The sequence below is a fragment of the Streptomyces sp. NRRL F-5135 genome (genome assembly GCF_000719775.1).
Taxonomy (GTDB): Bacteria; Actinomycetota; Actinomycetes; order Streptomycetales; family Streptomycetaceae; genus Streptomyces; species Streptomyces hebeiensis.
This window is the reverse complement of the sequence record NZ_JOHR01000001.1, coordinates 487784-503158: the sequence shown is the minus strand read 5'-3', so window position 1 is coordinate 503158 and position 15375 is coordinate 487784. Positions and strand designations below refer to the sequence as shown.

Here is a 15375-nt window from a genome sequence, read left to right as displayed (position 1 = left end):
CCGGCGCGCCGGGCGCGCCCTCATCAGGAGGCCGACGCGGGCAGGGAGGCCAGAACCGTCCGGGCGCGCCGGGCCACCGGGGGGAGGAAGACGGACGCGAGGGTGGCCGCCGTGGCCGCGGCGAGGGCGATGGACCAGCCGAACGGGCCCAGCGGGGTGCTGCCGAAGAAGTGGCTGACGCCGGGCGTCTGGATGACCGCGGCGAGCGCCGCCATGGAGCCGGCCGCGGATGCCAGGACGGTGAGACTGCGGCCCCCGACCAGCAGGGTCTGGCCGAGCTGGGTGCCCACCAGCGCGGCGAGGGCGACCGTACGGGCCCGGGCGGGGCGGCCCGTGGCGCGGGCCGCGAGCCACGCGGCGGTGGCGCCGAGGGCGGTGGTCACGGCCCGTACGGTGATCTCGTCCGTGAGGGCGGTGCCGAGCGAGGACTCGGGGCCTTCCTGGAGCAGCCGTTCGGCCGCGTCCTCCCCCGGCGGGCGCAGGGCCACGGCGATGGCGGGCGCGAGGTCCGTGAAGAGGTTGACCAACAGGAGCTGACGGGCCGTCAGGGGCGAGGCGCCGGTGACGGTGGCGCCGAGGACCGTGAAGCCGATCTCACCGAGGTTCCCGCCGAGCAGGATGGCCAGGGCCTGGCGCACGGAGGCCCACATCGCGCGGCCCTCGACCAGCGCCGCCAGGATCGTCTCCAGCCGGTCGTCGGTGACGACGAGGTCCGCGGCGGCGCGGGCGGCCGGGGTGGCGCGGGCGCCGAGGGCGATACCGACGTCCGCGAGCCGGATCGCGGGCGCGTCGTTGGCGCCGTCGCCGGTCATCGCGACCGTACGGCCCAGCCGCTGGAACGCCCTGACCACCCGCACCTTGTGGGTCGGGGTGCCCCGGGCGACCACACCGACATGCGGCAGCAGCTCGTCGAGCGCGTCGTCGTCCAGCGCGTCCAGATCCGCGCCGGTGACGACCCGGCGGCCGTCGACCACGTTCAGTTCCCGGGCGATCGCCTCGGCGGTCTGCGGGTGGTCCCCGGTGATCATCACGATGTGCACGCCGGCCTCGGCCAGCTGCCGCACCGAACGGGCCGCGCCCACGCGGACCTTGTCGCTGAGCAGGAGGAAGCCGAGGAAGTCCAGTCCGCGTGCCGTGTCGTCGGTGAGCGGGCCGCCCTTCCCGCCGCGCGCCTCGGCGACCGCCAGGACCCGGTGGCCCCGGGCGGCCAGCCGCTCGCTCTCGGCGAGGAGCGCGTCCTTGTCCGCGCGGCTCAGGGAACAGCGCTCGACGACCCGCTCGGGGGCGCCCTTGACCGACAGCAGCCACTGCCCGTCGCCGTGGGCCCGAGTGGCGTGGAAGCCGCGACTGGGTTCGAACAGCAGGCCGGCGGTGCGCCGCCAGCCGCGTGCCCCTTCGGTACGGGCCACCCCGGCCCGCTCGGCGCCGGTCGTCACGGCGCGATCGGTGAAGTGCTCCAGTTTGCGGCCGCCGCGCGGCCGGGGGGTGGCCCGCAGCCCGGCCGCCAGCACGGCCCGGTGTCCCGGCCCGAGGCGTTCCGGCGGCCGGGCCTCCGGGTCGCCGTACGCGACCACCCCGGCGAGTTCGATCCGGCCGTGCGTGAGCGTGCCGGTCTTGTCGAAGCACAGCACGTCAGCGCGGCCCGCCGCCTCGATGGTGCGCGGGTCGCGGACCAGCACCCCCACGGCGGACAGCCGTCGGGCGGCGGCGAGTTGGGCCGCGGAAACCAGAAACGGCAGCCCCTCCGGCACGCTCGCCACGGCGAGGCCGACACCCGCGCCGACGGTCTCCTTGACCGGCCGGCCGCGCAGCAGCCCGGCCGCCAGCACCGCGCCCGCCGAGCCCAGGGCGAGGGGCAGGGTGGTCCTCGTGATCCGCGCGAGCCGGTGCTCGACCCCCACCGGGGGCGGCGCGCCCCGGGCCGCGCCGGCGCCCCGTCCGGCCTCGGTGGCCCCGCCGGTGGCCACGACGACCGCGCGGGCCCGGCCGGCGGCCACGGTGGTGCCCTCGTAGAGCATGGACGTACGGTCCGCCACATCGGAGGCGAGCACGGGGTCCACCGTCTTGGCGACCGGCAGGGACTCCCCGGTCAGCGCCGATTCGTCCGCCTCCACACCGTGGGCGTCCAGCAGCCGGCAGTCGGCGGGGACGACATCGCCGGAGGAGACGGCGACGACGTCGCCCACGACCAGGTCCTCGGCCGGGATGACGCGCTCCTCGCCGCGGCGTACCACCCGGGCCCGCACGGCGGAGCGCTCGTGCAGGCGTCGTACCGCCCGGTCGGTGACATGGCGCTGGGTGCCGCCGATGAGCCCGGACAGTCCGGTGACGGCGAGGACGATGGCCGCGTCGAGCACGCCGCCGACCGTCGCGGACAGGGCGGCGCCGCCCACCAGCACCGGCGTGAGCGGATTGGCCAGCTCGGTCGCGACGGCGCGGGGCAGCGAGGTGGGCCGCACGGGACGGTCGCCCGACCGCTCGGAGCGGTCCAGGGCCTCGCGTTCGCTCAATCCGTTCCCGGTGCTGCCCGTTCTGGCCAGGACCGTCTCCGGGGTCATCGCGTGCCAGGGCTGCCGGGACGCCACGCGGGCCGGCGGTCGGCGCAGCAGCTCGGCCGCCGACCAGGCCCCGTAGGCCAGGCCGAGCGCGGCGGACCAGTTGACGGCCGCCAGGCTGCGCACGCCCTGCGTGCCCGTCCGCCCGGCGAGCGTCATCGTGCCGCCGAGGCCCGCGGCGCCCTTGGACAGCCATACGCCACGCCGCGAGACCCGGCGGGCCACCCCGCACGCCTCGACCACGACCACGGCGTCGCCGGGGTCGGCGGTGTGCAGATGGGCACCCCAGGCGGGCTGTCCCTCCGAGCCCGCGATGCCGATGCCGACGTCGGCCGCGTCCAGCGCCACGCGGTCCCGGGAGATCAGCAGCACCCCCGCGCCGTCCTCCTGCCGCTCGCGTACGGACGCGGTGAGCCGCACGCCGCCGGGGACGGTGCCGTCGGCCCCGGTCACCACGGCGGGTGTGCCCTCGCCCGTCACCAGCACCCGCAGTCCGGCCCGCCGGGCGGCGCCCACCAGCGCCTCGGCGGCCTCGTGCGCCTCCGGCACGATGCCGACCACCGCCATCAGCCGTGCCTCACGCGCCAGGCCCAGCACCCGCGCGGCGCCCTCCCGCTCCAGTCGCGCCCGGGCCCGGGCCCCGGTGCGGCCGCGCAGGGAGAGCCGGTCGACCGGGCCGAGGCACCAGCCCTCACCGTCCTCGCCGTCCTCACCGTCCTGGCTGAGCCGTTCGGGGTGCTCCGGGTCGAAGAGGCGGTGGGCGGTGGCCGCGAGCTGCCCCGCGGCGCCGTCCGCGTCGAGCGGGACGAGCGTGGTGAGGACGTACGCTCCGGTGGTCAGCGCGGCGGTGTCGAGGACGACGGTGTCGATCCGGTCGAGCCTGCGCAGTGCCTCCGGGGTGGCGACGAGGGTGCCGCTGTGGGCGAGGGCGCCGCCGAGGGCGCAGGCGAACCCCTCCCGGGCCAGCCAGGGCGCCTTGGGGATGGCCGCGAGCGAGGCGGTCGCCGCGTCGGGCACCCGCCGGGTGACCGCCAGCGCCCCGGCGAAGGTCACACCGGCGAGGACGGCGGCCGTGTCGGCGTACCGCTCGACGGGGCCCGGACGCAGGGGAACCGGCCGCGGTGGCAGGTCCTGGAACTCGGCCCCGGCCAGGTGCGGGGCTCCGGCCAGTTCCGGCTCGGCCGTGGTCCAGGAGGCGCGGTGGGCGTTGAGTTCGGCCGTGCGCATGGCATGCCGTACGACGTCGACCGAGAGGCCCAGGAATCCGCCCGCGCTGCCCTGGGCCGCGGCGTTGAGCGTGGCGAGCACCAAGGCGGTGTTCCGCTCGCCCACCATCCGCGACACCATGCGCCGCAGGCGGGGCTGGGTCTCCACGATGGTGACGAACGAGGCCACTTCGAGGGGCAGGGGAGCGCTCCGGGACACGCGGGCGAGGACCGCCACCGGCAGGGCCATGGCCTGGCTCGCCATGGCCCAGGCGGCCCGGCCGGCCGGTTCCGCCGAGACCGGGTGGGGCGGCAGCGGCCCGCGGGCGGTGTCGTGGGCCTGTTCCGCCGCCTCGACCACGTCGATCAGCGCCTGTACGGTCGCCTCCTCGTCCGCCGGGCCCTCGGTGGCGACGACCACGGCCTCCAGGGCCGCGTTCACCGCCGCCCACCGCACCCCGGGCACCTCGGCAAGCTGTCGCTCCACGTGCTCGGCGAGCTTGACGCCCGACGCGCCCCGCAGGCCCCGTACCGCCAGATGCACCCGTTGGTGGTGGAACATCCGTACCCGCGGGTGGGGACGTGGCGAGAGGGGAGTGATCAAGGCTTCCAGAAGGGTGCCGACGGGTCGTCCGACCGCCCTGAACGCGCCGAGTCCCGGGATTCTCAAGGGCTGACCCTCCACCTTCGGCTGATCGGCCCGGGTGTCGGTGGAGCGGCGGCCGGCGCGGATCGCGCCTCGCCGACGGCCGTCGGCGGCCCGGGGCGCACGGCACGGATATGGTGGAAAAGTAGTATAAAAAGGACAAATCCTCAAGGAGGTGGCCGACATGGCAGACGACACCGCGACCACACGCGGGGGCAAACAGGGCAGTGCGGGCAAGAAGAACACGGCCGGGAACCGGTCCGACGGGGATGGTCTGCGGATGCACACGCTCCACGCGAAGCTGCCCATCCCGTACCTCACCCCCGGCGACGTCACCGCCAACGCGCGCGCCGCCGGATCGAAGCTGGCGCCCCCCATGCCGTCCAAGGCGTCGATGCCGTCGATGCCGCCGCCCAAGCGGCTCGCCTTCTACGGCGGACTCGGTGCCCTCGCGGTCTTCGGGGCCGTCGACTGGCCGGTGGCGTTGGCCATCGGGGCGGCGACCGTGGTCGCCCGCGGCGGCCGGCGTCAGGAGGGGAACGGGGACGGGCGTGCCGCGAAGCGCTCGGAGGAGGGCGGAGCCGCGTCGACGGCGACGTCCCGGCGGCGCGGTGGCGGGGCACGGTCCGGTACCGAGGCCGGCGCGGGCGCGGGGGGCGGCACGAAGACCGCCGCGAAGACCACGGCGAAGACCACCGCGAGGGGCGGCTCCAGGGGTGGGACGGGGAGTGCGGCGACGTCCGGCACGCGGAGCGGCGCGAGGAAGCGGACCGCGAAGGCGTGACAGGGAGGGTGATACCGGCCTCCCGCCCCACCCGGCGGCGCCCCGGGCGGCCCGGCGGCACCGACCGCCGGGCCGCCCCGGGACGGGCTCCGGCGGGACCGCCGTGGTCGGTGGACGGGCCGGCGGATGGGCCGGCCGCGGCCGAAGTGCGGCCGTCAGGCGTACGCCGGGGCGGCGGCGCGTCGTGAGCGCGCGTAATCCGTCCACAGCCGCGTCAGCGCGTGGGTGACGACCGCCTCGATCGCGGCGAGTGCCAGCTTGGTGAGGATCGAGCCGAGAATGGCGGGCATGGGGCGCCCTTTCTGTCCGTGGTGTCCTTTCCTCCCTTTGTGAGCGGAACAGGCTTCCGGGTGGCGGACGACGACCGAACGCCAGGTGAACACGTCATGACGAACGAGTCCGGGAAGGGAGGCGGTGGGTCCACGGGCGCACGGTCCGCCAGGACGCGCCCGCGGGACGAGGGCCGGTCGACGGACCTGGACCCGATGGACCTGGAGGGGGTCGCCGACGAGCTGTACGGGCTGCTGCCGGGCGAGTTCGTCGCGGCCCGCGACGCCCGCGCGGCCCAGGCACGGAAGGCCGGGGGACGTGACCTCGCGGACCGGATCCGGGCACTGCGCCGGCCGACTGTGTCGGCCTGGGCGAGCAACCTCCTCGTACGCGAACGGGCGGACCAGGTCGAGCGGCTGGTCGACCTCGGCCGGGCATTGCGCCACGCCCACCAGGAGCTGGACGGGGAGCGGTTGCGCGAGCTGTCCCGCAGGCGGCACGCCCTGGTGACGGCGCTGGCGAGCCAGGCACGTCAGCTGGCGGCCGACGCGGGGCAGCCGGTGGGCGAGCAGGCGCGACGGGAGGTCGAGACCACGTTGCACGCGGTCCTCGCCGACCAGGACGCGGCCGAGCGCTGGGCGGCGGGGCGGCTGGCCAGGCCGCTCAGCCCGCCGGTCGGCTTCACCGCGGCCCGCGCCGCCGCCCCGGCCCCCACGTCCGGGCCGGTCCCCGCCGGCCGAACCGGCCAAGCCGGCCGAGCCGGCCGGAAGAGCGAGGCGGCCACGGTCGGCGACCTGGACGAGGCGCGCCGGCGACGGGCCGGGCGGCGGCGCGAGGAGCGGCGCCGGGCGGAGTTCGCCCGCGCCCGTGAGGCGGCCCGGGCCGCCGAGCGGGAGGTCACCTCGCTGACCGGCCGACTCCGGCGGGCCGAGGCGGAGCGGGACCGGGCCCAGGCCGCGTGGGAGGAGACCGACCGTCGGGCCGCGGACCTGAGACAGCGGCTCGAGGAGACCGAGGAACAGCGCCGCACCGCGCGGCGGGAGGTGGACGACACCCGCTCCCGCGCGCGGGAGGCCGAGCGCGCGGTACGGGAAGCGCGCCGCACGGCCCGGGACGCGGCGACCGTCGTCGAACGCCTCGCGGCCGACGGCCCCTGAGGTCGTCGCACGCCGCGGCCGGCGCGCCGTACCCGCGCCTACGGCAATGGCCCCCGGCTCGCCGGCTCCAGCACGGGCCGCAGCCCGGCCGGGCGCTCCTCCACCGGCAGATGGTCCACGAAGTGCACGGAACAGCCCAACTCGACCGCTCCGCCGTCCGCCCGCCGGTCGTCCCCCACCATCAGGCAGTCGTGCGGATCCTGGCCGAGCAGCTCGCAGGCCGCGGCGAACAGGCGCGTGTCGGGTTTCTGGACGCCGTGTTCGTAGGAGAGCACGTACGCGTCCACCCAGGTGTCCAGGCCATGGGCCCGGAAGACCGGCCGCAGGTCCCAGCCGATGTTGCTCACGACCGCGACACCGATGCCCTCGCGCCGCAGTGTGCTCAGTACCTCGGCGGCGTCTGCGTACGGACGCCAGGCGTCCGGAGTCATATGGCGCTCGTACAGCGCGTCGTACAGGGCGGGGGAGGGCAGCGGCACCGTCCTGGCCAGCCCGGTGTACGCGGCCCGGTGCCGTTCCGCGCTCTCGTCGCGGGTGGCCCATACCTCGGCCAGGTCCGGCGGCACCTGCTGAGGGGCGGTGCCGCCGGGCAGCGCGCCCGCCACGGCCAGCCGCATCGCGTACCGCCGCACCTCCTCGGGCGGCAGGACGATGCCCGCCTCGTCGAGCACGGCCCGCAGCCAGGATCCGGCGGATTCGATGCGGAAGAGGGTTCCGGAGAAATCGAAGAGCACACCCTTGTAGGTCATGCGTCCGATCCTCGCGAAGTCATCGCGCCCGGGACAAGGCCAGTCGTTCGTACCCGGCCACGGACAGCGCGACCAGCAGGCCGCCGACCAGCCAGCCGCCCAGGACGTCGGAGCCCCAGTGAACGCCCAGCCACATCCGGGTGAACCCCACTCCGACCACCGAGACGACCGCGAGGGTCAGGATCGTGGCCCACGCCCAGCCGGACACACCGTGTCGGCGTACCAGCCACAGCACCAGCCCACAGGTCACGGTCGCCGTCAGCGCGTGACCCGAGGGGAAGGCCGCGAAATGGGCGGAGTCGACCGGGTCGGGCCAGTGCGGCCGCGATCGCCCCACGGCGGACTTCATCGCCTGCGAGACGCCCGCACCCACCGCGCTCGTCACCGCGACCCACAGGGCGAGGAGTCGTTCCCGCCGCAGCCACACCACGACCACCGCGACCGCGGTCAGCGCGCGCATGGTCCAGGGGTCCCAGACCCAGTCGGTGAACACCCGGTTGGCGTGGGTGAGGCCCGGGTCGGCGACCGCCTGCCGGTGCAGCCCGACGGCGACCGTCCGGTCGAAGGAGTACAACGGACCCCACTTCGCCACCACCAGCGCCACCAGCACGGCGGACGCGGCGCCGAGCACGATGGCCGCGCGGGCGGCCGTGACCCGCCGAGGACGGACCGGAGGAGGAGGGGCGGGGGCGGGAGCAGGTGCGGAGTGCATGGGGTCGATCTTCGCCGACGGCGTACGTGCCGGGCCAGGGCGCTCGTGAAAAGAGCGCCGTCCGTCCCGAAGCGCGGGGCCGGCGGCGTCCGGTGCGTCGCGCCGAGGTGGCCGCCAGGAACCGGCGCGAGTCACCGGCGGAGATTCGCCGCCAGGTCTCCGAAGGGCCCAACAGCGTCCGGGGTCATCCGTGCGCGGGCGAGAACGGCCGTGTCGCCGCCGAGAGTGACATCGGCCGCTGCGCGGCGGGCGCTCCTTGACGGGCGAACCTTGCCGGTCGCGGCACTGGACCATGTGCGTCGCGCACGACGAATCGCGTCAGCCAAGTGCGCGCAGCGCCGGGAAGAAAGCCACCAGCAGCGGGATCGCGGGCACCGCGGCCGCGGCGGCCGTCAGGCGCAGCCGACGCCCCGCGGTGAGCCGGGGCACGGGCGACAGCAGCCGATTCACGCGCTGCGGCAGCTGTGCCTGCGGGGTGGTGGCGGGCCCGAACACCCCGCGGTCCTCGTTCAGTTCGACCAGGGCGAGGGCGATCGTCAGTCGGCCGAAGCGGCGGGAGGCCACGTCGTCCGCGGCCAGCTCCACCAGCCGGTGCATCTCGTCGCGGAACGCCGCGAACACCGGCACCTGCGGAAAGCCGTTCGCCAGAGCGCCCGAACAGTGCAACAGCCAGTCGTGCCGAGCGCGCGCGTGACCCTGCTCGTGCGCCAGTACGGCATCGAGCTGACGGCCCTTCAGGCGGCGCAACGCGGCCGTGGTGATGACCAGTTGCGGCGCGGCACCGGCCAGCCACCAGGCGTGGGGACGCTCGCCCTCCAGGACGACCAGCGGCTCGTCGCCTGGCTCCTCGCCGGGCAGGACCGGGGCGCGGACGAGAAGTTCCGCCCGGCGCTGCCGCCGCCTGCGGCGCGCCCGGTGGATCTCGCGGGTGAGCATCGCCGCCGTCCATACACCGCCGCTCGCCAGCAGGACGGCGAGCACGGCCGACCACGGCCCGTGCGCGGTGAGCGCGTACGCCTCCACCACCCCGCGCGGTGCCGGCGCGAAGACATGGCCCCTGACGGCCTGCCAGGCAGCTGCCGCGCTGAACACCATGGAGAGCGCGAAACTCAGCAGCACGGCCGCCACCACGCACTGCCACACCCACAGCGCCACCACGGGCTCTCGGTCCGGCCACTCGGCACGCGACAGAAGCCGCGGGGCGACGACGGCGGCCAGTGCGCCGAGCGACAGCAGCGCCAGGGAGACCATCATGGACGACAGACTATGAGGGTCCTGATCCTCAGGGGTATGCCCTGAACCGTCAAGTGACCTACGACACGTTTCATCCTGGGCGGACGGCGGTCGTCATGCCGGGTGGCGGAGCGTCAGAGGATGAGGAGCATCGCCAGCATGGCGAGCCCCATGGACAGCCGGCAGGCCAGGGCCAGTTCGGCCCGCGCGCCCCACGGGACCCAAGCCGTCCCACCGCCGGTCGCTCCGCCCCGGGCCGTACCGTCATCGGTCACCACGCGGCCGGCGACCGCGCCCCGCGTGATGCCGCCGGGTATGGGAGCACCGGGCGTTCCGCCCCCCGGGCCCACGTCCTCGGGCCCGGCCGGTATCGCCACCGGAAGCAGGTGTGTGCCCGCCCGCAGGACGTAGACCGTGTAGTAGATCAGCAGCACACCGGTGACGAGCGGCGCCCCCGACGGCATGTGTCCCGCCGTCGCGCCGTGCGCCCCGGTGGGCGCCGCGGCCATGGCGCCGGCCATGTAGACCATGGCGAGCGTGCCTATCAGGTGGTGCAGGCGGTGCCCCGAACCGCGCGGGCCGTGACCGAGCGCGTGCAGTGCCGCTCCGCCGAACACCACCGCGTACACCAGCCAGACTTCCCGCGGTGGCGTCAGCACGGCGGCCGGTACCGCCATGACCGCCATACCGAACCCCATCACCGCCTCACCGCCGGCCGTGTCACCCCGTCCGCCCGGGCCAGCGCGCCATCGGAGCAGGCAGTACCCTCCGGACGCCGCGCACAGCGCGACGAGCAGCCAGCCGGCCGCTGTCGGTCCATGCATCGCGCGCCTCCCCGCCCCCGTTCGGATGGTGTCGTGTTTTTCCTGCCCCTGGTGCCCGGTGCGCATACGAGCGCAGAGGGTCACAAGGGGAGCGCGGCGGGCGGACGAAGGGCGCCCATCCGGGCGTGCGCGCCGAGCGGTTAGGCTTCCTCGATCACCCGCGACCGACACGACGGACGCGGGGCACGCGATGCCGCGCGCCACGACCGTGCGCCGCCACGGCCGGGAGACCGCACCGTCGGCGCCGTCGCCACGTGCGCGACGCGACACACCGCGCTACCCGACTACGGAGACCGAGCCCATGGACACCGCGCCGCGCACCGCCGACGACCTCATCTACCGGAACGCCACGGCGGCCGACGCGGAAGCGGTCGTCGCGCTCGTGCAGTCGGCCTACCGGGGCGAGTCCAGCCGGGCGGGCTGGACCACGGAGGCGGACATCCTCGACGGGCAGCGGACCGATCCGCAGGGCGTTCTCGAGGCGATCGAGTCCCCCGGCAGCCGGCTGCTGGCGGTCGAGAGGGACGGCGCGCTCGTCGCCTGCTGCCGGCTTGAACGCCAGGGGGACGCCGCCTACTTCGGCATGTTCGCCGTACGGCCCGGCGCGCAGGGCGCGGGGCTCGGCCGGAAGGTGCTCGCCGAGGCGGAACGAACCGCCCGGGAGAGCTGGGGAGCGCGGGAGATGCGGATGACCGTGATCACGGTGCGAGAGGAGCTGATCGCCTGGTACGAGCGGCGCGGCTACCGCCGTACGGGAGAGGTGTCCCCGTTCCCGTACGGCGACGAGCGCTTCGGCGTCCCGCGCCGCCCGGGCCTGGCCTTCGAGCTGCTGGTCAAGCCCCTCGCGGCCTGATGCGCGCCGCCGCCGGGCCCGGGCCGCTCGCCCTGACCCGCCCGGCCGGCGCCTGACCCGCGTCGGCCCGGTGTCCGACCCGCCCGGCCTGCGCGGGGGCGACGGGACCGGCGGCGGACCGGCCCCCGTTCCGGGCCCCGGTCCGCCGCCGGCGGCGGCTTCAGGCCGACTGCCTGGTCGCGTGCCGGATCTCGGGGAAGTCCGTGGTCACCGCGTCCAATTCGAAGGCCCGCGCCAGCCGCAGGTGATCCGCGGTGTTCACGACCCAGCCGATGATCCCGAGCCCCTCCGCGCGGGCGCGCTCGACGGTCTCCAGGGTCAGCCTGCGGATGTTCAGCGCCAGCCGCTCGGCCCCCACCGCCGTGGCGCGGTCCACCACGTCGGCGCCCCAGCGGCTGGCGATCAGCACGGTCCGTACCCCCGGCACCAGGGACTTGATCTCGGCGACCGCCTCGTCGTGGAACGATGACACCTCCACCCGCTCCACCAGCTCGCGTCGGCGCATCACCTCGGCCAGCGCGCGGGCGGCGGCCACGTCCTTGATCTCCGCCTGGACCGGCGATCCCACGGCGTCCAGGACCTCCTCGAAGACCGGTACGCGCTCGCCCTGCCCCGCGTCCAGCTCGCGCAGCTCGGCGAGCGTCCGGTCGGCGATCGCGCCCGTGCCGTCGGTCGTACGGTCCACGTCCGTGTCGTGCATGACGACGAGAGCGCCGTCCTTGCTCAGGTGCAGGTCCAACTCGATGGCGTCCATACCGACGCGCTCGGCGTGCGCGAAGGAGCGCAGGGTGTTCTCCGGTTCGACACCCATCACTCCGCGATGGCCGATGGTGAGGAAACTCAAGGCGGATCTCACTTCCGTCGACGCTGAATCCCGCCCGGGAGCCTAGTCCCTGACCGCGACGCCCGGCCCGCCCCGCGCCGGAGCCTTCGACAGATGAGGGATACACGTGTCTTCCGGTCGTACGACAGGAAAATCAACGGCAATGGAGGGGTTCGGCAGGAAGATTTCCCCAAGGTGCGCTTGTATAGAAGAACGGACGGCCTATACGGTGCCTTGACGCCAGATTCTCCCGTGGAGGAAGTGACATGACGGACATCCTTGTGCGGCCCGGAGCCGAACCCGGAATACATGACGCCCCACGGGTGGTCGACCACCCGGCCTGGCCGGAGCTCAAGGACGCGGTCGAGGAGATCCGTCCCTGGCAGTCCAAGGACGGCTCGATCGACCTCGCCGCGGACGGCGCGCCCGGGCGCGCCACCGTCGAGGCGGCGCTCGACCGGGTCGTGGCCGCGCTCCGGCGGCTCTCCCCGCTGCTCCCGCACGACGCGGCGTACCACTCCGCGCTGGTGACGGACCTGCGGCGATGGGCGGACGGCGGCTTCGGCGTGCCGGACTTCCTGGACTCGCTGCTCGCGTTCCAGCCCGCGGCGCACCGGGCGGACGGCCGCCAGCACCTCGCCGTCTTCCCCATGTACACGCAGAACGGCAACCCGGACCGCAACCTCGAGGCGGTCGTGGTGCGCATGGTCTGGCCGGAGTGGCTGGCCGAGCTGGAACGCACCCGGTACGACAACCCGCTCTTCTGCGGCATCACCTTCGAGGGTTTCACCGCCGGCTACGACACCAACTCCGCGGTGTTCTTCCCGGAGACGATCGCCGTGCGCGAAGCCCCCGAGCGGTTCAGCTGGGGTGCGATCTTCTGTGACCGGGAGGCCGCCCGCTTCCGCCGGGTCATCGGGGCCGCCGTCGACACGCTCGGACTCGAACTCCCCGACGACATCCGCGAGTTGATCGCCGACCAGGACCGCTGCCAGCAGGCGTTCGTGCTCTGGGACATGGTCCACGACCGCACCCACAGCCACGGCGACCTGCCGTTCGACCCCTTCATGATCAAGCAGCGGCAGCCGTTCTGGATGTACGGACTGGAGGAGCTGCGCTGCGACCTCACGGCGTTCCGTGAGGCCGTGCGGCTGGAGTCGGAGGGCGTCGCGCAGGGCAGGGACGTCCAGTACGCCGTGCTCTTCGACCGCATGTTCCGCTTCCCGGTCACCGGGGAACGGGTGCGCAACTACGACGGCCTCGGCGGCCAGCTCCTGTTCGCCTACCTCCACCAGCACGACGTGGTGCGCTGGACCGACAACACCCTGCGCATCGACTGGGAACGGGCGCCACTGGTCACCCAGCGGCTCTGCGCGGAGATCGAGGACCTCTACCGGGCCGGGATCGACCGTCCCAAGCTCGTCCACTGGTTCGCCGCGTACGACCTGGTCTCCACGTATCTCGCCCCGCACCCCGGCTCCCGCTGGGCCAAGGGTCCCGACGCCCTGGACCTGTCACTGCCGCCCCGTAAGCTCGTCGACGACGTGCTTGCGGACGAGTTTCCGCTCAGCATGTTCTACGAGGCGCTCGCCAAGAAGCTCAGGAAGGTGGTCGCCTCGACCAAGGGCATCACCGCGACAACCACCGATCGAGCGGCCGCGTGAGCGCCCGCGGACGGGAGACGACGGACATGAGCGACAGCGACGGTACGGGGAGCGGGCTGGACGGCGCGGTCGTCGCGGTGGCCGGCGCCGGGGGCCCGGCGGGGCGGGCGACCCTGCTCCGGCTGGCCGAGGCGGGCGCCACCGTCGTCGCCGCGGACGCGGACGCCGCCCGGCTGGCCGAAGCGATCGACGCGACCCGGTCCGCGCACGACGGCGCGGTCGTCATCGGGGACACCGTCGACCTCCTCGACCCCGTCGCGGCGCGGGCCTGGGCGGACAAGGCCGAGAAGGAGCACGGCCGGATCGACGGGCTGGTCCATCTCGTGGGCGGCTGGCGGGGCAGCGCCTCGTTCACCGACACCGACCCCGCGGACTGGTTCCTGCTGGAGAAGCTGCTGGTCCGGACCGTCCAGAACACCTCCCTTGCCTTCCACGACGCCCTGCTGCGCAGCGACCGGGGCCGCTTCGTGCTGGTCAGCGCCGCGGGCGCGACCAGGCCGACGGCGGGCAACGCCGCCTACGCCGCCGCCAAGGCCGCGGCCGAGGCGTGGACGCAGGCACTCGCCGACGCCTTCCGCAGGGAGGGGGGCGAGGAGGGGCCCCGCGCGGCCGCTGCCATCCTGGTGGTCAAGGCACTGGTGCACGACGCGATGCGCGCCGAGCGCCCGAACGCGAAGTTCGCGGGCTTCACGGACGTCAAGGACCTGGCCGAGGCCATCGTCGAGGTCTGGGACCTGCCCGCCCGGCAAGTGAACGGAAACCGACTGTGGCTGACCCCCGAGCCGTGAGGCCCCGCACGACCGACGCGCGCCGCCACCACGACCCCGAGGTACGGGGCTTCGCCAGCGACAACTACGCGGGAGCCCACCCCGAGGTGCTCGCCGCCCTCGCCCTGGCCAACGGCGGCCATCAGGTCGCCTACGGCGAGGACGAGTACACCGACCACCTCCGGCGGATCATGCACAGCCACTTCGGGGCGGATGCCGAGACGTTCCCCGTCTTCAACGGCACCGGCGCCAACGTGGTCGCGCTGCAGGCGCTGACCGACCGCCGGGGCGCGGTCGTCTGCGCCGAGACCGCGCACATCAACGTGGACGAGGGCGGCGCCCCTGAGCGGGTGGCGGGCCTGAAGCTGCTGACCGTACCGACACCCGACGGCAAGCTCACGCCCGAGCTGATCGACCGGCAGGCGTACGGCTGGGACGACGAGCACCGGGCCATGCCGCAGGTCGTGTCGATCACCCAGAGCACCGAACTGGGCACCGTCTACACGCCCGACGAGGTCCGGGCCATCTGCGAGCACGCCCATGAACGCGGGATGAAGGTCCACCTGGACGGTGCCCGGATAGCGAACGCCGCCGCGTCGCTGAACGTTCCGATGCGCGCCTTCACCAACGCCGCCGGTGTCGACGTCCTCTCCTACGGCGGCACGAAGAACGGCATGCTCTTCGGCGAGGCCGTCGTCGTGCTGAACCCCGACGCGGCGCGGGCGATGAAGCATCTGCGCAAGCTGTCCATGCAACTGCCGTCCAAGATGCGGTTCGTCTCCGTCCAGTTGGAGGCGCTGCTGGCGAAGGACCTGTGGCTGCGCAACGCCCGGCACAGCAACGCCATGGCCCAGCGCCTGGCGGCGGGCGTGCGCGCGGTCGACGGCGTGGAGATCCTTCACCCCGTCCAGGCCAACGCGGTCTTCGCGCGACTGCCGCACGACGCGGGTGAGCGTCTCCAGGAGCGGTTCCGCTTCTACTTCTGGGACGAGAAGGCGGGGGACGTGCGCTGGATGTGTGCCTTCGACACGACGGAGGAGGACATCGACGCCTTCGTGCAGGCGCTCAAGGAGGAGATGGCCGCCTGACGCCAGAGACCCGCATGAGTATGCAGCGGACCGGAAATCCATTGG

Annotated in this window: 13 protein-coding genes; 6 read left to right on the top strand and 7 right to left on the bottom strand. The window is 74.5% G+C overall.

Annotation, left to right across the window (positions count from 1 at the left end; all coding sequences use genetic code 11):
* Positions 1-23 precede the first annotated feature (23 nt).
* Entirely contained in the window at positions 24-4364 is a 4341-nt protein-coding gene (locus tag IG02_RS43385) for an HAD-IC family P-type ATPase (protein ID WP_158712222.1), read from the bottom strand.
* A 226-nt stretch (positions 4365-4590) separates the two neighbouring features.
* Here IG02_RS43385 and IG02_RS38155 point away from each other — a divergent pair, with 226 nt between their 5' ends.
* The gene (locus IG02_RS38155) at positions 4591-5190 is read left to right on the top strand and encodes a hypothetical protein (RefSeq protein WP_037801809.1); all 600 of its coding nucleotides are present in this window, start codon (positions 4591-4593) and stop codon (positions 5188-5190) included.
* A gap of 155 nt (positions 5191-5345) precedes the next feature.
* Here the strand turns inward: IG02_RS38155 and IG02_RS43380 are convergent, their stop codons facing one another.
* Positions 5346-5480 carry a hypothetical protein gene (locus IG02_RS43380; protein ID WP_267958481.1) on the bottom strand — a complete coding sequence of 45 codons (135 nt, stop codon included), beginning with the start codon at positions 5478-5480 and terminating at the stop codon, positions 5346-5348.
* 96 nt (positions 5481-5576) lie between these two features.
* Here IG02_RS43380 and IG02_RS0102205 point away from each other — a divergent pair, with 96 nt between their 5' ends.
* Positions 5577-6617 carry a hypothetical protein gene (locus IG02_RS0102205; RefSeq protein ID WP_234314572.1) on the top strand — a complete coding sequence of 347 codons (1041 nt, stop codon included), beginning with the start codon at positions 5577-5579 and terminating at the stop codon, positions 6615-6617.
* Positions 6618-6655: 38 nt separating this feature from the next.
* Here the strand turns inward: IG02_RS0102205 and IG02_RS0102200 are convergent, their stop codons facing one another.
* The 4 genes from IG02_RS0102200 to IG02_RS0102185 form a co-directional block, all read right to left on the bottom strand.
* Positions 6656-7366 carry an HAD family hydrolase gene (locus IG02_RS0102200; protein ID WP_030740989.1) on the bottom strand — a complete coding sequence of 237 codons (711 nt, stop codon included), beginning with the start codon at positions 7364-7366 and terminating at the stop codon, positions 6656-6658.
* Between the two features lie 19 nt (positions 7367-7385).
* Positions 7386-8078, bottom strand: a complete 693-nt coding sequence (locus IG02_RS0102195; protein ID WP_030740987.1) for a phosphatase PAP2 family protein — start codon at positions 8076-8078, stop codon at positions 7386-7388.
* 318 nt (positions 8079-8396) lie between these two features.
* Entirely contained in the window at positions 8397-9332 is a 936-nt protein-coding gene (locus IG02_RS0102190; protein ID WP_030740984.1) for a M56 family metallopeptidase, read from the bottom strand.
* 113 nt (positions 9333-9445) lie between these two features.
* A complete protein-coding gene (locus IG02_RS0102185; RefSeq protein ID WP_030740981.1) occupies positions 9446-10135 on the bottom strand; it encodes a DUF5134 domain-containing protein in 690 nt (229 codons plus the stop codon).
* Between the two features lie 301 nt (positions 10136-10436).
* On the opposite strand from IG02_RS0102185, the gene IG02_RS0102180 reads away from it, so the two are divergent.
* On the top strand, positions 10437-10988 hold the full coding sequence (locus tag IG02_RS0102180) for a GNAT family N-acetyltransferase (RefSeq protein ID WP_030740977.1): 552 nt from the start codon (positions 10437-10439) through the stop codon (positions 10986-10988).
* Positions 10989-11148: 160 nt separating this feature from the next.
* Here IG02_RS0102180 and IG02_RS0102175 read toward each other — a convergent pair whose 3' ends face one another.
* A complete protein-coding gene (locus tag IG02_RS0102175; RefSeq protein WP_078854109.1) occupies positions 11149-11832 on the bottom strand; it encodes a glycerophosphodiester phosphodiesterase in 684 nt (227 codons plus the stop codon).
* Between the two features lie 245 nt (positions 11833-12077).
* On the opposite strand from IG02_RS0102175, the gene IG02_RS0102170 reads away from it, so the two are divergent.
* From IG02_RS0102170 to IG02_RS0102160, 3 genes are read left to right on the top strand one after another with little or no spacing between them, the layout of a single operon-like run.
* The gene (locus tag IG02_RS0102170; protein WP_030740972.1) at positions 12078-13475 is read left to right on the top strand and encodes a DUF6421 family protein; all 1398 of its coding nucleotides are present in this window, start codon (positions 12078-12080) and stop codon (positions 13473-13475) included.
* Positions 13476-13501: 26 nt separating this feature from the next.
* On the top strand, positions 13502-14263 hold the full coding sequence (locus IG02_RS0102165; protein ID WP_030740969.1) for an SDR family NAD(P)-dependent oxidoreductase: 762 nt from the start codon (positions 13502-13504) through the stop codon (positions 14261-14263).
* Positions 14242-15330 carry a threonine aldolase family protein gene (locus IG02_RS0102160; RefSeq protein WP_030740966.1) on the top strand — a complete coding sequence of 363 codons (1089 nt, stop codon included), beginning with the start codon at positions 14242-14244 and terminating at the stop codon, positions 15328-15330. Before IG02_RS0102165 ends, IG02_RS0102160 begins: the two co-directional genes overlap by 22 nt.
* Positions 15331-15375 lie beyond the last annotated feature (45 nt).

What these genes read in the sequence shown, in the direction of transcription:
- IG02_RS38155 (WP_037801809.1), top strand. Translation starts at nt 4,591, where the DNA reads ATGGCAGACGACACCGCGACCACACGCGGGGGCAAACAGGGCAGTGCG.
- IG02_RS43380 (WP_267958481.1), bottom strand. Translation starts at nt 5,480, where the DNA reads ATGCCCGCCATTCTCGGCTCGATCCTCACCAAGCTGGCACTCGCCGCG.
- IG02_RS0102205 (WP_234314572.1), top strand. Translation starts at nt 5,577, where the DNA reads ATGACGAACGAGTCCGGGAAGGGAGGCGGTGGGTCCACGGGCGCACGG.
- IG02_RS0102200 (WP_030740989.1), bottom strand. Translation starts at nt 7,366, where the DNA reads ATGACCTACAAGGGTGTGCTCTTCGATTTCTCCGGAACCCTCTTCCGC.
- IG02_RS0102195 (WP_030740987.1), bottom strand. Translation starts at nt 8,078, where the DNA reads ATGCACTCCGCACCTGCTCCCGCCCCCGCCCCTCCTCCTCCGGTCCGT.
- IG02_RS0102190 (WP_030740984.1), bottom strand. Translation starts at nt 9,332, where the DNA reads ATGATGGTCTCCCTGGCGCTGCTGTCGCTCGGCGCACTGGCCGCCGTC.
- IG02_RS0102185 (WP_030740981.1), bottom strand. Translation starts at nt 10,135, where the DNA reads ATGCATGGACCGACAGCGGCCGGCTGGCTGCTCGTCGCGCTGTGCGCG.
- IG02_RS0102180 (WP_030740977.1), top strand. Translation starts at nt 10,437, where the DNA reads ATGGACACCGCGCCGCGCACCGCCGACGACCTCATCTACCGGAACGCC.
- IG02_RS0102170 (WP_030740972.1), top strand. Translation starts at nt 12,078, where the DNA reads ATGACGGACATCCTTGTGCGGCCCGGAGCCGAACCCGGAATACATGAC.
- IG02_RS0102165 (WP_030740969.1), top strand. Translation starts at nt 13,502, where the DNA reads ATGAGCGACAGCGACGGTACGGGGAGCGGGCTGGACGGCGCGGTCGTC.